Source organism: Pseudomonas sp. SDO5532_S415, assembly GCF_054071155.1.
Map to the genome: position 1 here is coordinate 1 of NZ_JBSVWS010000045.1, position 13,260 is coordinate 13,260.

General features: G+C 59.8%; 16 protein-coding genes. 13 read left to right on the top strand and 3 right to left on the bottom strand.

Annotated features, from left to right (window positions below; all coding sequences use genetic code 11):
* Nucleotides 1-66: 66 nt before the first annotated feature.
* Nucleotides 67-1,740, bottom strand: coding sequence for a hypothetical protein (locus ACW9HW_RS13145; protein WP_457400187.1), 1,674 nt, complete (start codon nucleotides 1,738-1,740; stop codon nucleotides 67-69).
* Nucleotides 1,741-2,083: 343 nt separating this feature from the next.
* Here ACW9HW_RS13145 and ACW9HW_RS13150 point away from each other — a divergent pair, with 343 nt between their 5' ends.
* Nucleotides 2,084-2,527, top strand: a complete 444-nt coding sequence (locus ACW9HW_RS13150; RefSeq protein ID WP_457400188.1) for a hypothetical protein — start codon at nucleotides 2,084-2,086, stop codon at nucleotides 2,525-2,527.
* A gap of 118 nt (nucleotides 2,528-2,645) precedes the next feature.
* Nucleotides 2,646-2,936, top strand: coding sequence for a DUF7693 family protein (locus ACW9HW_RS13155; RefSeq protein WP_457400189.1), 291 nt, complete (start codon nucleotides 2,646-2,648; stop codon nucleotides 2,934-2,936).
* Between the two features lie 35 nt (nucleotides 2,937-2,971).
* Here ACW9HW_RS13155 and solA read toward each other — a convergent pair whose 3' ends face one another.
* On the bottom strand, nucleotides 2,972-4,123 hold the full coding sequence (solA, locus tag ACW9HW_RS13160; protein ID WP_457400191.1) for an N-methyl-L-tryptophan oxidase: 1,152 nt from the start codon (nucleotides 4,121-4,123) through the stop codon (nucleotides 2,972-2,974).
* Nucleotides 4,124-4,272: 149 nt separating this feature from the next.
* Here solA and ACW9HW_RS13165 point away from each other — a divergent pair, with 149 nt between their 5' ends.
* The 7 genes from ACW9HW_RS13165 to ACW9HW_RS13195 all read left to right on the top strand — a co-directional run bounded on the left by ACW9HW_RS13165 (nucleotide 4,273) and on the right by ACW9HW_RS13195 (nucleotide 7,696).
* Nucleotides 4,273-4,842, top strand: a complete 570-nt coding sequence (locus ACW9HW_RS13165) for a chorismate mutase (RefSeq protein WP_457400192.1) — start codon at nucleotides 4,273-4,275, stop codon at nucleotides 4,840-4,842.
* A 275-nt stretch (nucleotides 4,843-5,117) separates the two neighbouring features.
* Nucleotides 5,118-5,483 (top strand): hypothetical protein, encoded by a 366-nt coding sequence (locus ACW9HW_RS13170; RefSeq protein WP_457400194.1) that lies wholly within the window; start codon nucleotides 5,118-5,120, stop codon nucleotides 5,481-5,483.
* A 68-nt stretch (nucleotides 5,484-5,551) separates the two neighbouring features.
* A complete protein-coding gene (locus ACW9HW_RS13175; RefSeq protein WP_457400197.1) occupies nucleotides 5,552-5,743 on the top strand; it encodes a hypothetical protein in 192 nt (63 codons plus the stop codon).
* Between the two features lie 47 nt (nucleotides 5,744-5,790).
* Complete coding sequence (locus ACW9HW_RS13180) at nucleotides 5,791-6,081, top strand: type II toxin-antitoxin system RelB/DinJ family antitoxin (RefSeq protein ID WP_457400198.1); 291 nt, start codon at nucleotides 5,791-5,793, stop codon at nucleotides 6,079-6,081.
* The gene (locus ACW9HW_RS13185; RefSeq protein ID WP_457400200.1) at nucleotides 6,047-6,361 is read left to right on the top strand and encodes a type II toxin-antitoxin system YafQ family toxin; all 315 of its coding nucleotides are present in this window, start codon (nucleotides 6,047-6,049) and stop codon (nucleotides 6,359-6,361) included. The genes ACW9HW_RS13180 and ACW9HW_RS13185 overlap by 35 nt, the downstream gene beginning before the upstream one ends.
* A 148-nt stretch (nucleotides 6,362-6,509) precedes the next feature.
* Nucleotides 6,510-7,241, top strand: a complete 732-nt coding sequence (locus ACW9HW_RS13190; protein WP_457400203.1) for an SGNH/GDSL hydrolase family protein — start codon at nucleotides 6,510-6,512, stop codon at nucleotides 7,239-7,241.
* Nucleotides 7,242-7,267: 26 nt separating this feature from the next.
* Nucleotides 7,268-7,696: a nuclear transport factor 2 family protein gene (locus tag ACW9HW_RS13195; protein ID WP_457400204.1), complete on the top strand. Its 429-nt coding sequence runs from the start codon at nucleotides 7,268-7,270 to the stop codon at nucleotides 7,694-7,696.
* Here the strand turns inward: ACW9HW_RS13195 and ACW9HW_RS13200 are convergent.
* Entirely contained in the window at nucleotides 7,672-8,646 is a 975-nt protein-coding gene (locus ACW9HW_RS13200; RefSeq protein ID WP_457400205.1) for a LysR family transcriptional regulator, read from the bottom strand. The genes ACW9HW_RS13195 and ACW9HW_RS13200 overlap by 25 nt on opposite strands.
* A 431-nt stretch (nucleotides 8,647-9,077) precedes the next feature.
* Here ACW9HW_RS13200 and ACW9HW_RS13205 point away from each other — a divergent pair, with 431 nt between their 5' ends.
* The 4 genes from ACW9HW_RS13205 to ACW9HW_RS13220 all read left to right on the top strand — a co-directional run bounded on the left by ACW9HW_RS13205 (nucleotide 9,078) and on the right by ACW9HW_RS13220 (nucleotide 13,241).
* Nucleotides 9,078-10,532, top strand: coding sequence for a sensor histidine kinase (locus ACW9HW_RS13205; protein ID WP_457400207.1), 1,455 nt, complete (start codon nucleotides 9,078-9,080; stop codon nucleotides 10,530-10,532).
* Between the two features lie 164 nt (nucleotides 10,533-10,696).
* Nucleotides 10,697-11,332 carry a response regulator transcription factor gene (locus ACW9HW_RS13210; RefSeq protein ID WP_259331977.1) on the top strand — a complete coding sequence of 212 codons (636 nt, stop codon included), beginning with the start codon at nucleotides 10,697-10,699 and terminating at the stop codon, nucleotides 11,330-11,332.
* A gap of 98 nt (nucleotides 11,333-11,430) precedes the next feature.
* On the top strand, nucleotides 11,431-11,805 hold the full coding sequence (locus ACW9HW_RS13215; protein WP_457400209.1) for a response regulator transcription factor: 375 nt from the start codon (nucleotides 11,431-11,433) through the stop codon (nucleotides 11,803-11,805).
* A gap of 236 nt (nucleotides 11,806-12,041) precedes the next feature.
* Nucleotides 12,042-13,241, top strand: a complete 1,200-nt coding sequence (locus ACW9HW_RS13220) for an NAD(P)/FAD-dependent oxidoreductase (protein ID WP_457400211.1) — start codon at nucleotides 12,042-12,044, stop codon at nucleotides 13,239-13,241.
* The last annotated feature ends 19 nt before the right edge of the window (nucleotides 13,242-13,260 follow it).

The window sequence follows — 13,260 nt, forward strand, 5'->3', positions numbered from 1 at the left end:
GAGTCGTCTGATACACCGCTTTCGCGAGCAGGCTCGCTCCCACAGGGGACTGAAGTGTTCACTATTTCACTGGCAACACCCCTTCCCAACCCGGCAAAAACATGACGCGCTAATTTCCACATCCGCCCGCGCCTTGGCCAGATCCAGGCGGATTTTCGCAGCAGCGGCTTCAGTATCCCGGCCCAGTCGCTTCAGGCATTCGACGTAGCCGTGCAAACTCCACACATTGTCCAGGTGCCAGGAGGCGCGGCTGAGGGTGTTGTCCAGGCCGAGGTCGGCGCGGTACGCCTGCAGGGCTTCTTCCACCCGCCCCTGTTCCAGCAGCAGCGCGCCCAGGGCGTGGCGCACCGGTTGCATCCAGCCCCAGGGTTCGTCGTACGGCAGGTTGTCGTCCAGTTCTTGTGCCTGACGCAAGTGATGGAAAGCGCAATCGAAGTGACCTTTGCGGTATTCGATTTCCCCGTTGAGCATGGCGCCGGCCACGGCCAGGATGTCGACGCATTGGTTGTTGAACAGGTAGCGGGTTTGCGGCACGCGAGCCCAGGCTTCGAGGAACAGGTGCTGTTCGGATTCGGCGGCGGCGACTTGGCCGGTAGCGGCGTAGGCCACGCCTTTGGCGTAGTGCAGCATCGCGGTGGTCACGCAGTACAGCGCCTGATCGACAGGCAGTTCTGTTGCGAGGATGTCTTGCCATTTGCCGAAGCGGATCTGCACGTGGACCTTCATCGACACGAAGCTTTCCAGCCAGTCGGCCATGGGGGGTTGTTCCACCCGCAGCAGTTCCTCCTTGATGGTCGAAGCCAGTTGGTCGGCGGCTTCCAGGGCCGGATGGTACTGGCCGAGGAACATCGCCGAGTAAAGTTTGAAGTGGTAATTGTGGCTGCGATACAGGGTGTAGAAGTTGATCGGTCCTTGCTGTTCCAGGTATTTGCGGTCGGCCTGGATCGCCCGGTGATTGGTGATCATGGCCCCGCGATAATCGCCGCAGAGCACGTCGATGTGCGACGGCATATGGCGCAAGTGCCCGGCGTCCGGCACCAGGTCGCGCAGGACATCGCCGGCGCGCAGTGCCCGTTCGGGATACGGTGACATTTCCATGGTGTGGACGTACATGTGCAGCACACCAGGGTGCGGTGTATCGCCGTGTCGCTCCATGCGTTGCAGGGCTTTTTCCAGCACGGCGACGGCCTCGAGGGTGTCGGCGCCCGCTGCCGGTTGAGCGGTTTTCAGGTCCCACAACTGCCAGGGCGTGCGGTCGATCAGCGCTTCGGCAAACAGCGCCACCACATCAGGGTCGTCGGGAAAGGATCTGTAGACATCGCGCATGGACGCCGCGTAGGCATCGTTCCAGCTGAAAAGTTGCTCGACGCTGTCCGCCTCATCGGCCTGGTAGCGTTGCTCCAGCGCACGGATCAGCCCTTGCTCCACCGGTGATGCACGGTCGAGGTGCGTCAATGCGGCTTGCGTTGCCCGGCGAGCCTCGGCCACGGCCTCTTTCAACTCCTGCTCGATGAAGGCATCCCAGCGTTTGTTGTAGTTGGGGCCCGAGGCGTAGGCGATGCCCCACCACGCCATGGCGCAATCGCGGTCGTGTTCGAGGGCCTTGTGGAAACAACGGATGGATTCGTCGTGGTTGTAGCCGTAGCACCACACCAGGCCACGGTCGAACCAGAGCTGGGCCTGCGACGAGTTCGTCGTCACCGGGCGGCTGTAGGTGCCCAAATCGTAATAGTCGTGCATCGGTTTACCCTCTCGATCAGAGCGTGGAACTGGGTCGAACCAGCATACCCCCAAGGTCTCGATGGGGTGGCGCAGCCGACGACAGGCTGCATCCGCCACCGGGGGAGCCAATAACATGGCAGCCGGTCTCTGTAGGAGCGAGGCTTGCCCGCGAAGGCGTCGTGTCAGGCGACATTGAAGTTGAATGTACCGCCCTCTTCGCGAGCAGGCTCGCTCCCACAGGGGATCACCGAACAACCATTGACTGCGTCAATAGTCACCATTAACTCAATGAAGTTCTCTTAAAAACTGTGCGGCGTAACATCTGCTCCATACCAACCAAATACCCCCGGAGCACACGATCATGAAACGCCAAACCATTCTCAGCATCGCTTTTTCGATCTTCGCAGTGAACGCTTTCGCCGCGACCTCTGCTCAACCTGTAGTCGCTGAAGGCGGCTCGGATCGTCTGATCGAAAGCCGTGTGGCGGAAGGTGGCGCTGATCGCCTGCTCGAAAAACGCGCTGTTGCCGCCGATGGTTCGGATCGTTTGAAAGGCAACACCATCGCCGCTGATGGTTCTGACCGCCTGAAAGGCAACACCATTGCCGCTGATGGCTCGGATCGCCTGAAAGGCAACACCATCGCCGCTGATGGTTCTGACCGCCTGAAAGGCAACACCATTGCCGCTGATGGCTCGGATCGCCTGAAAGGCAACACCATCGCCGCTGATGGCTCGGATCGCCTGAAAGGCAACACCATCGCCGCTGATGGCTCGGATCGCCTGAAAGGCAACACCATCGCCTAAGTAAATGGCTACACCGCACCCTCCGAAAAGCCCGGCCTGATCAGCCGGGCTTTTTCGTGCTCTCATTCAATCGGCCCATCGTCTATCCTGTGCCCCCGCAAAGTTACCGGAGACACTCGTGCCGCTCTTGACCGCCCGTGAGGTTTACCAGCCATTGCGCGACGCCGCCCTCGACCTTCACCCACTCAAGCGCGTCGCTGAACAACCCGAAACGGGCCTGGTGCGGGTCGACATCGAAGGCTGGCGTCTGACCCTCGATGTCGACGGTGGGCACCTGCGCCACTGCCTGCATTGCCAAAGCCCGGACGGTCGGGTCTTCGAGGGCGGACAGCGCTACGGTACAGACCCGGTGAGTTTGCTCAGCACCTGGGAACTGGCGCAGGTCGAACGTTTGCTCGCCGCTGGCTGAACCGGCTGTTCAATCCTGCAACCCGTCAAAGCGTTTCAGTGAAACGCTGAAAGATCCAGCTCGCTGCGCCCCCGCATGCACCACTGCGCCAGCGCCTCGCCCAATGCCGCGGAGTGCTTGAAACCATGGCCCGAGCAGGCGGACACCACGAGGGTATTTTTCAGGGTCGGGTGTTCGTCGATGATGAAATGGCTGTCCGGGGTGACGGTGTAGGCACACACCGCCGACTTGACCAAACGTGAGCTGACGCCAGCAATTTTGCCGCGTACGTGGGTGTCGAACATGTCCCGGGCTTCGGCTGCGCTGATGGTTCTGTCCAGTGTGTCTGGCGAAGATTCTTCGCTGTATTGCTCGGTGGCGACTTTCAGGCTGCCCTCACCTGGCAGCGGTGGAAAACCATAGTTCGAGTCATCATCACCTGAGCCGTGGTAGTAGATGAAGGTAGGCGACACCGGGGCAAAACAGGCACCTTCTTCCAGTTCAAACCAGAACAGCTTTTGCCGGCAAACCCGGAGCAAACGGTCGAAGGGTTGGCCGAGCAATTCCCTGGACCACATGCCGGCGCTGATCACCACTTTATCGGCGTAAATCGTGCGCTGGTCGGTGATGACGGTGACTCCCTGCTCGTCGGAGGTGATCTGCGTGACGGTTTCGCCCTTGAGCAGTGTGGCACCACGTTCCTCGGCGAGTTGCAGTTGCACCGCGATGCAGCGTTCCGGGCGGACATAGCCGCCACTGGGTTCGAAATAGCCGACGGCGGTATCCAACACCGGGGAGAACTGCGCAAAACGCTGGCGGATCTGTTCCGCCGACAGCGCTTCATGTGCGATGCCATTGGCTTTTGCCAGTTGCAAGGTGCGCTGGGTGAAGTCGGTTGGATCGTTCGCGTCATCGTCAGGGCGCGAGGTCATGACCAACACGCCACACTGCTCGAACAGCGACTCACCGGACAAGGCTTCGAGCTCGCGCCAGATCCGGTGCGAGTTGCGGACGATGGGCAGGTATTGCGCGCCCTCGCCCACCGAGAGCCGGGTGATCCGCGTATCGCCATGGCTTGAGCCTTGGTCGTGCGGAGGATGGTGGCGGTCGACGCCGACCACCTTGCTCCCCGCCTTCGCCAGTTGGTAAAGGGTGGCGGCGCCCATCGCGCCCATCCCCAGCACCGCTACGTCATACCGGTCTTGCATCTACCTGCGCCTCCCATGGCGAAAACGACAAGGTTGTAGCCTGCACCAGAGTCGGTCCTGTGCGAAAGAGCCCGTTGAACTATCGTTCATCTGGCTCAGCTGTGTTACATAGGGGCCTGCTGTGCATCCCGAGCCCAAGAGGTTTGCCTATGTTCCACTACCCCCGCTTGCCGCAACTGCTGACCTGCGCGCTTTTCGGATTACTCGCCAGCGGCGCCCACGCCGCCACGCCTTCCACGGCGCCCGAGGCCTTGCAACCGTTGCTGGCAACCATCAACGAGCGTCTGAACATTGCCGATCAAGTGGCGCTGACCAAGTGGGACAGTGGCAAACCGATCCAGGATACCGCCCGGGAAGCGGCGGTGATCGCCAACGCCAGGAAGCAGGCCGCCGAACGCAGGCTGGACCCGGATGATGCCGCCGAACTGATCGCTGCGCAGATCGAAGCCAACAAACTGGTGCAGTACGGCTTGATCGCGCAATGGCAAGCGGCGCACAAGGCACCTGACCTGCCACGTCCGGACCTCAACCAACTGCGGCCAAAACTGGATGAGCTGCAGACCCGCCTGTTGCAGCAATACGCCGACTTCGTGCCCTATCGCGTCGACCCTGAATGCCCAAACTGGCTGGCCGAACAGCGCTCCGGACTGATCAAGGATGCCCTGCATGGCCAGGCCCTGATTCGGGCTACGGGGGAGTTGTGTGTCACGGATCAGTGATAGGGGCTGAAACCGGGCTCGGTGTACACAGATCATCTGAGCGCCAGAGATGCACTGTGGGAGCGAGCCTGCTCGCGAAAGCGATGTGCCAGTCACCATCAATGTTGAATGTCACACCGTATTCGCGAGCAGGCTCGCTCCCACAGGGGTCTCCAGTCGACACCAACGACCATTGACTGCGTCAATAGTCACCATTAACTCAATGAAGTTCTCTTAAAAACTGTGCGGCGTAACATCTGCTCCATACCAACCAAATACCCCCGGAGCACACGATCATGAAACGCCAAACCATTCTCAGCATCGCTTTTTCGATCTTCGCAGTGAACGCTTTCGCCGCGACCTCTGCTCAACCTGTAGTCGCTGAAGGCGGCTCGGATCGTCTGATCGAAAGCCGTGTGGCTGAAGGTGGTTCGGATCGTCTGATCCAGAATCGTGTGGCTGAAGGTGGCGCTGATCGCCTGCTCGAAAAACGCGCTGTGGCTGCCGATGGTTCGGATCGTTTGAAAGGCAACACCGTAGCCGCCGATGGTTCTGACCGCCTGAAAGGCAACACCATCGCCGCCGATGGTTCTGACCGCCTGAAAGGCAACACCGTCGCCGCTGATGGCTCCGATCGCCTGCACGGCAATACCGTTGCCTAAACAAATCGCCAGACCGCATCACCCGAAAAGCCCGGCCTGATCAGCCGGGCTTTTTCGTGAGACTTGAAATGGCGTTCATCGCCATCGGCTATTTCCTGCATTGGGTCAGGACCCTTCCCAAGAACGAACAGGAAAAGACTGATATTCATGGCATGTCTAATCGATTCAAATATCGGCCGAGAAAATTCAGTTGCCTGGCCGGTTCTGGTACCGGCCATCACGCTGAAGTTGACCCCAAAGCCCCCACTCAACCAGAATGATTGAGGTAGCGCCAATGTAGCTACAAATTAACAATGAGGTGATAACCATGGGTGCACTACTAAAAACTACAGACGTGCGTTGCCGCATCGATGAGGATTTGAAAGCGCGTGCCACTGAAGTTCTGAGTGCTTGCGGCCTGAGCATCAGTGACGCCATGCGACTTTTTCTTCGTCAAGTTGTAGCGACTCAGGGCCTCCCGTTTGAGGTACGCGTCCCTTCGGAGAAAACGGCCCGCGCCATGATGGAAGCAAAAGACATTCGTCAGCGGTTCGACTCGATAGACGAAATGCTGGGGGATGTGGATGGCGAAAACGGAGAAAAAGCAAAAACGCGCTGAGCTGCCCAAGCAATGCGCGCAGACCTCGGAGTTCAAGAAATCGTGGGAACGTTACAAACGCGCCGGGCGCCGTGACATGAATGAAGTTCGCCAGGTGATGGTCATGCTTTTTCTGGGAGAACCATTGCCGGCGCAGTACCTGGATCATGCCTTGACAGGGGATTGGACTGGTTTTCGAGAGTGTCACATAGGTGGCGACTTTCTGATGATTTACGAACACACACGTTCTGACCTGCTTACGTTTGTCGACCTTGGAAGTCATTCAGAACTGTTCAATTAGCGCTGTGAACCGATCCGACAAAAAGCCCGGCCTGATCAGCCGGGCTTTTTTTGCGCCATTTTCGGCTGATATGACCCGTGACGCGGTAGAAGTGAATCTGGCAGCCTTGCCGTATGAGTCGCGACCCTCCCCGATCAGGCCCCCTGACATGAGCAAGACCGAAACCCTGGCCAAAATCATGCTCGGCCCCCTGCTGCTGATGCAGGGCGTCTACACGCGCCGCATCACGCCGAAACTGCCGGAGGCCGAGGGTGAGCGCGAAGGTCTGGCCGGCCAGGGTCAAGCCCTGCGTCTGTTGATCCTTGGCGACAGCGCGGCGGCGGGTGTCGGGGCGTCGAGCCAGGCCGATGCGCTGAGTGGCCAGTTGGTCAGCCGATTGGCCAAGGCTTACCAGGTTTGCTGGAAGCTCTGGGCCCAGTCCGGCCTTGACTCGCAAGCGCTGCTGGATCGACTCGAACAGCACGCGCCAGAACCCTTCGATGTGGCGCTGCTGTCCATCGGCGTCAATGATGTCACCGGCAGGCTGACGGCGGATCAGTGGATCGCCCGGCAACAGCAATTGATGAAGGTGCTGGTCGACAAGTTCTCAGTCAGGTTGATCGTCATCTCCCCTCTTCCACCGATGCACTTGTTTCCCTCATTGCCGCAACCGCTACGCTGGTATCTGGGCAATCGGGCGGCGCGATTCAACCAGCGCCTTGCCGAACTGGCGCAGCGCACGGATCGCTGTACGCTACTGACGACCCGACTGGCCCCCGTGACCGGTTCCATGGCACGGGACGGTTTTCATCCGGGGCCGCCGATCTACAGTCTCTGGGCAGATGACGCCGCGCGGGCCATTGCCCGTCACAGGGCTGAAAGCCCATCAGACACGCTTTGAACAACAACAAAAAACAGGAGTTGAATATGTCTGAACTGCAACTGCATCCCAAAGCCGCAGAGTCCTTGAGCCTGTGGCACGCGATGATCCGCAACGGTGACCTGAAGGCGTTGCCGGATTTGCTCGACCCGCAAGCGGTGTTCCGTTCGCCGATGGCGCATACACCGTATCCGGGGGCGCCGGTGGTGTCGATGATCCTCAACACGGTGTCCAAGGTGTTCGAAGACTTTGCCTACCACCGTGAACTGGCGACCGCCGACGGCTTGAATGTCATCCTTGAATTCAGCGCCAGGGTCGGCGAAAAACAGCTCAAGGGCATCGACATGATCCGCTTCAACGAGCAGGGGAAAATCGTCGATTTCGAAGTCATGATCCGGCCCATGAGTGGCTTGCAGGCCCTGGGCGAGGAAATGGGCAAGCGCCTCGGCCCTTACCTGGCCGCCAGCAAGGCCTGATCGTGGTGCAAGGCCGGTCGGGACTTGGGCACCACCTGCAATTCGACCGGCTCACAGAGAAACGCGCAGCAGCGCGAGCGCAACCAGCGCTGGCCGGGGTCGTTGTGCGCCGCTGCACGCCAGACCATGGACAGCTCCTGTATCGGCAGTTGCAGAGGCGCCGGCTCGGCCCTCATCCCCGCCACCGACGTCATCGCCTTGGCCACGTAATCCGGAACGATGGCCAGCATATCGCTTTGCGCCAGCAACACCGGCAACGCACTGAACTGCGGTACGGTCAGCACGACTTTGCGCTGGCGGCCCAACACGCTCAGGGCTTGATCCGTGTCATCCGTGGCATTACCCATGGACGACACCACGGCATGGGGGCGTCGGCAGAATTCCTCCAACCCCAGCGGGCCGGGTCGGGCATCGGCCCGCAACAGCATCGGCCGGATCGGCCGCAAGCCTTTACGGCGCGCATTGGCCGGCAGGTCGAGGGTGTGACTGATGCCCACGGAAATGTCGCCATTCATCAAGCGCTGCGACATCTGCTGCTGATCGACCCGACGCACGATCAAAGTGATGTTCGGCGCCTCGACCCGTAGTTGCCGCAACAACCGCGGCAGCAGCGCATATTCGACATCGTCGGACAGCCCGACATGAAACGTCGCCTCGCTGGTGCGCGGGTCGAACGATTGGCAACGGCTCAATGCGGCGGCGATACCGTCCAGTGCCGGCGCCAGGTTGGCGAAAATCTCCTCGGCCCGCGCGGTGGGCTCCATCACCCGTCCGGAACGAATGAACAGCGGATCATCGAACAGCACGCGCAAACGGCCCAGGGCACCGCTGATGGTGGGTTGCCCCAGGAACAGCTTTTCGCCGACACGGCTGACATTTCGCTCATGCATCATCGTCTCGAAAACCACCAGCAGGTTGATGTCGGCACGACGCAGGTCATTTCTGTTCATGAGGTTCGCCACCCGGCACGAAGCCATTGAGTTCGACAGTGTGTGAACAGGTTATGGCCATCGCAGGAAAACGTCTGTTGTACATGGGGACATACAGATCATGCGTTAGGTGCGCACATTGATACCTGGGTATGACCACAGACGAAAAAACTCAATGCAATAAATCACTTACATGAACCGAAAGGCCTTTGCCCGACTCGCGGCACTGGCAGGAATTCCGGGTTTTTTGTCCTAACCAAATGAGAAGCGCTACTCCTAGGATAGCGATGCGATTCTCTGCCAGGCCCGAATGAAAAGACGAGGCGTGCATGATCGATTCGAAATCAGACAAGCCTGCTGACGCACGCCGTGCGCACTCAATATTGCCGTGCGCATTGAAGGGAGCTTTCAGCCAGATGCTGCCAAACCCAGGCCAAAGGACGACTCGCCCCTTGATCCCTATCAGCCTCAAACCCTTTGAAAACATCCTGGTCTGGCTGATGGGTCTGATCGTGGTCTGCGGGATCATCATCAACACCGAGACCCGCACCGATCTCCCCACTGCGGCGCTGTGCATTGCAGTGCTGTTGATGGCGATCAATCTGTTTTCGATCAGCGCGGTGATCGTGGTCGCCCTGTTCGGCATGCTGGTGCTGACGACGGTCTTCCTCTACCACGGCGGATTTGAGCGCTGGGAATCGACGGCGGATTTTTTCCGCGACCTGAGCGCTCTGGCGGCGGTCACGTTGCTGGCGCTGCGCTGCAAAAAAATGTGCGATGGCCTGAATCATAAGGTCGTCTACTTCTCCGGCTCGCAACAGCTGAGCCAGACCGGCTGCCTGGGCTTTCGCAGTGGACGCGAGCAACTCTCCTGGTCGGACCAGTCGGCACGGATCTACGAGTATCCGGTGGGCGTCATGCCGACGGTGTCGATGATTCTGGCGCGCACCCATCCTGCCGATGTGAACCTGGTGCAGGCGGGCTTTGAAAAGGCTGCGCGTCGTGAAGGCCTGATCGAGATCAAACACCGCTTGTTGATGCCTGACGGACGCATCAAGCACGTTCACATGACCGCCACCCCGCTCCACACCCACCTCGGCTACATTGACTACCTTGGTGCCTTGCGAGACGTGACCGCCAGCAAGCAGGCCGAGGAAGCGTTGTGCCGGGCGCAGACCCAATTGGCCCATGTTTCCCGCGTGACCTCCCTGGGCGAACTGGCGGCGTCCATCGCCCATGAAGTCAATCAACCGCTGGCGGCGATCACCAGCAGCGGCGAAGCCTGTCGCAACTGGCTGAGCCGCCCGGAGCCCGATCTGGTTGAAGCACGCCAGTCACTGGACCGGATCATCGCCAGTTCCAATCGGGCCAGCGAGATCACACGCCGCGTCAGGGCGTTGTCGCGCAAGTGCGACCCGCTGCGCCAGAACGAATCGCTCAACGACATTGTCGGCGAGACCCTGAGCCTGGTCCGCTATGAACTGGCTCATCACAAGATCAATCCGATCATCGAACTGACCGCTTTCGGTGGTCAGGTCAACGCCGACCGTGTGCAACTGCAACAGGTGATCATCAATCTGATCATCAATGCGTGCCAGGCCATGGACGCGGTCGACCCTGGCGAGCGATCCCTGAGCGTGCGCACCTGGGTGAAGGACAACGAGGCGGTGCTGGAAGTGGCCGATCACGGACCGGGCATCCCCCCCGACGTCTTGCCACAATTGTTCATGCCGTTTTTCACCACCAAGGAAAACGGCCTGGGCATGGGGCTTTCCATTTGCCGCTCGATCATCGAATTCCATGAAGGACGGATCTGGGCCACCAATGCCAATGGTCAGGGCAGCGCATTTTTGTTTGCCCTGCCGATACGGGTCGTCAATGACCCGGGTTACGCAGCGGCCATTTAATACAAAGGTATGGCGCCGGCAAGCCAAGGTATTGAACCACTACCCGCAGGTATGAATGCCGTCAGCCGCGCATGCACTTAATGTAGCGCCCTTCGCAAGGAACACAGCGCAGGGCGGTTGCACGTCCAACCCCTTGGGTACAAGCAATGAACGAACAACATCCCATGAATAAAAACAACCTGAGCGAATCCATGGTTTTCGTCGTTGACGACGATGCGCCGCTGCGAGAATCCCTCGGCAGTCTGTTGCGCTCCATCGGCCTGCGGGTCGAGCTATTCGGCTCGGTCGCCGAGTTCATGAAGTACAAACGCCCGGATACAGCCAGTTGCCTGGTATTGGATGTGCGGCTGCAAGGCAGCAGCGGCCTGGACTTTCAAAACGAACTGGCCGCCGCCGGCATCAACGTGCCCATCGTGTTCATCACCGGGCACGGCGACATCGCCATGACGGTGCGGGCGATGAAAGCCGGCGCGGTGGATTTCCTGACCAAGCCCTTTCGCGAACAGGACCTGATCGACGCGGTGTGCGCCGCCCATGCCCGGGACAAACAGCGCCGCGAATCCGAGCGGCATGCCGATGAGTTGCGTGCGCGACACCAGACCCTGACCGCGCGGGAGCAAACGGTGATGGCGTTGGCGGCCTCCGGCTTGATGAACAAACAGATTGCCGGGGAAATCGGCCTGAGCGAGATCACCGTGAAGATCCATCGCGGCCAGGCCATGCGCAAAATGGGCGCGCGTTCATTTGCCGATCTGGTGCGCATGGCCGAGGTGATCTCGGCGCAACCGGCAATCCGGTGACTATACCCACGTATACTGTGCGTCCTTTCAGGACGGCGTATCTTGCAATGATGGCGGACAGCCTCTAAGTGCTCTCCGCTACCAGGCAGGACACAACTATGTGCAATAAGGCAATGATTGCCGTCGTCGATAACGACGAATCCGTTCGAATGGCGCTGGACAGTTTATTGCGATCCAGCGGATATACAGTACGAACCTATGCAGGCGCCCACGAGTTCCTGTTTTCCGATGGACCTGGTGTGACATCCTGTTTGATCTCCGATATACAAATGCCGGAAATGGATGGCATCAGGATGTATGAAGAACTGGCGGCGACAGGCATTCACATACCGGTGATTTTCATCACCGGAAACCCCGACGCACAACGCCCGCCGGGCATCGGCACCCAAGAACCGATCGCCTTTCTCCCCAAGCCCTTTGCGACCGACAAGTTGCTCGCCAGTATCGAAACCGCTCTCAAGCGACACAACTAACGCCGACCCATTCGACGCCACTCATACCTTGGTATACCCCGATAATACTTAGTCATACTTCGTCTGACCCTATGTAGCAGTGTCAGAAACAAGACCCTCGAATAACATTTGTTTCAGATCAAGCCGAACCCTGTCTATTGGCGCTGTTTAGACACATCGCCACAACTGGCCATGGTGTTCGCGCTGACTTCGCAATACTTTTTTCACGCCCTCGATTGTTCTTCAGGAGCTAAACAATGAAACAGCAGATTTTGATTATCGGTGCAGGGTTCGGTGGGGTCTGGAGCGCATTGAGCGCCGCCCGTCTGCTGGACAAGCATGATCGCAATGACGTCGAGATCACCGTTTTGGCTCCTCAAGCCGAGCTGCGCATCCGTCCGCGTTTCTACGAGCCCAATGTGCACAACATGAAGGCGCCGCTGAACGACTTGTTCGACGCCGTGGGCGTGAAATTCGTCCAGGGTTCGGCTCAAGTGATCGACGAGAAAAACAAGCAGGTCGGCTACACCAAGGTGACTGGCGAACAAGGCCAGCTGAGCTACGACCGCCTGGTGCTGGCCGCCGGCAGCCACCTGATGCGCCCACCGGTCGAGGGGCTCGACCACGCCTTCGATGTCGATACCATCGAATCCGCCACGCGCCTGGAAGCCCACATCCATGCACTCAAGGACGTGCCGACCCGTGCGGCCCGCAACACCGTGGTGGTGGCCGGCGGTGGTTTCACCGGTATCGAAACCGCCACCGAAATGCCGGCCCGCCTGCGTGCCGTGCTGGGTGACAACGCCGACATCCGCGTGATTGTGGTCGACCTCGCGCCGCAAATCGCCGCGACCCTGGGCGATGGCATTCGTCCATCGATTATCGAAGCGTCGGAGCATCTGGGCATCGAGTGGATTGTCGGCACCAGTGTCGCCTCGATCGATGCCGGTGGTGTCACCCTCGCCAATGGCCAGCACATCGAGTCCAGCACCGTGATCTGGACCGTGGGTTTCCGCGCAAGCCCCTTGACTGAGCAAGTGCAAGGCACCCGTGATCGCCAGGGCCGCTTGCATGTCGACCAGAACCTGAAAGTACGCGGTCACGCCGATGTGTACGCCACCGGCGACGTGGCGTATGCCGCGACCGATGAGCTGGGCAACTTTGCAGCGATGTCCTGCCAGCACGCCATCGCGCTGGGCCGCCATGCCGGCAACAACGTTGCCGCCGAACTGCTGGGCGTGGAACCGATCGCCTACAGCCAGCCCAAGTACGTCACTTGCCTGGACCTGGGCGCCTGGGGCGCGGTGTTCACCGAGGGTTGGGATCGCCAGGTCAAACTGGTCAAGCACGAAGCCAAGGAACTCAAGACCCAGATCAACAGCGTGTGGATCTATCCACCGGCGGCTGATCGTGCTGCAGCGCTGGCCGCGGCCGACCCGCTGATTCCGGTGGCCTGAGGGTCATTGATCGGCAGGG

What these genes read in the sequence shown, in the direction of transcription:
- ACW9HW_RS13190 (WP_457400203.1), top strand. Translation starts at nt 6,510, where the DNA reads ATGAGCAAGACCGAAACCCTGGCCAAAATCATGCTCGGCCCCCTGCTG.
- ACW9HW_RS13195 (WP_457400204.1), top strand. Translation starts at nt 7,268, where the DNA reads ATGTCTGAACTGCAACTGCATCCCAAAGCCGCAGAGTCCTTGAGCCTG.
- ACW9HW_RS13210 (WP_259331977.1), top strand. Translation starts at nt 10,697, where the DNA reads ATGAATAAAAACAACCTGAGCGAATCCATGGTTTTCGTCGTTGACGAC.
- ACW9HW_RS13215 (WP_457400209.1), top strand. Translation starts at nt 11,431, where the DNA reads ATGTGCAATAAGGCAATGATTGCCGTCGTCGATAACGACGAATCCGTT.
- ACW9HW_RS13150 (WP_457400188.1), top strand. Translation starts at nt 2,084, where the DNA reads ATGAAACGCCAAACCATTCTCAGCATCGCTTTTTCGATCTTCGCAGTG.
- ACW9HW_RS13145 (WP_457400187.1), bottom strand. Translation starts at nt 1,740, where the DNA reads ATGCACGACTATTACGATTTGGGCACCTACAGCCGCCCGGTGACGACG.
- ACW9HW_RS13185 (WP_457400200.1), top strand. Translation starts at nt 6,047, where the DNA reads ATGGCGAAAACGGAGAAAAAGCAAAAACGCGCTGAGCTGCCCAAGCAA.
- ACW9HW_RS13170 (WP_457400194.1), top strand. Translation starts at nt 5,118, where the DNA reads ATGAAACGCCAAACCATTCTCAGCATCGCTTTTTCGATCTTCGCAGTG.
- ACW9HW_RS13200 (WP_457400205.1), bottom strand. Translation starts at nt 8,646, where the DNA reads ATGAACAGAAATGACCTGCGTCGTGCCGACATCAACCTGCTGGTGGTT.
- ACW9HW_RS13165 (WP_457400192.1), top strand. Translation starts at nt 4,273, where the DNA reads ATGTTCCACTACCCCCGCTTGCCGCAACTGCTGACCTGCGCGCTTTTC.
- solA (WP_457400191.1), bottom strand. Translation starts at nt 4,123, where the DNA reads ATGCAAGACCGGTATGACGTAGCGGTGCTGGGGATGGGCGCGATGGGC.
- ACW9HW_RS13220 (WP_457400211.1), top strand. Translation starts at nt 12,042, where the DNA reads ATGAAACAGCAGATTTTGATTATCGGTGCAGGGTTCGGTGGGGTCTGG.
- ACW9HW_RS13180 (WP_457400198.1), top strand. Translation starts at nt 5,791, where the DNA reads ATGGGTGCACTACTAAAAACTACAGACGTGCGTTGCCGCATCGATGAG.
- ACW9HW_RS13175 (WP_457400197.1), top strand. Translation starts at nt 5,552, where the DNA reads ATGGCGTTCATCGCCATCGGCTATTTCCTGCATTGGGTCAGGACCCTT.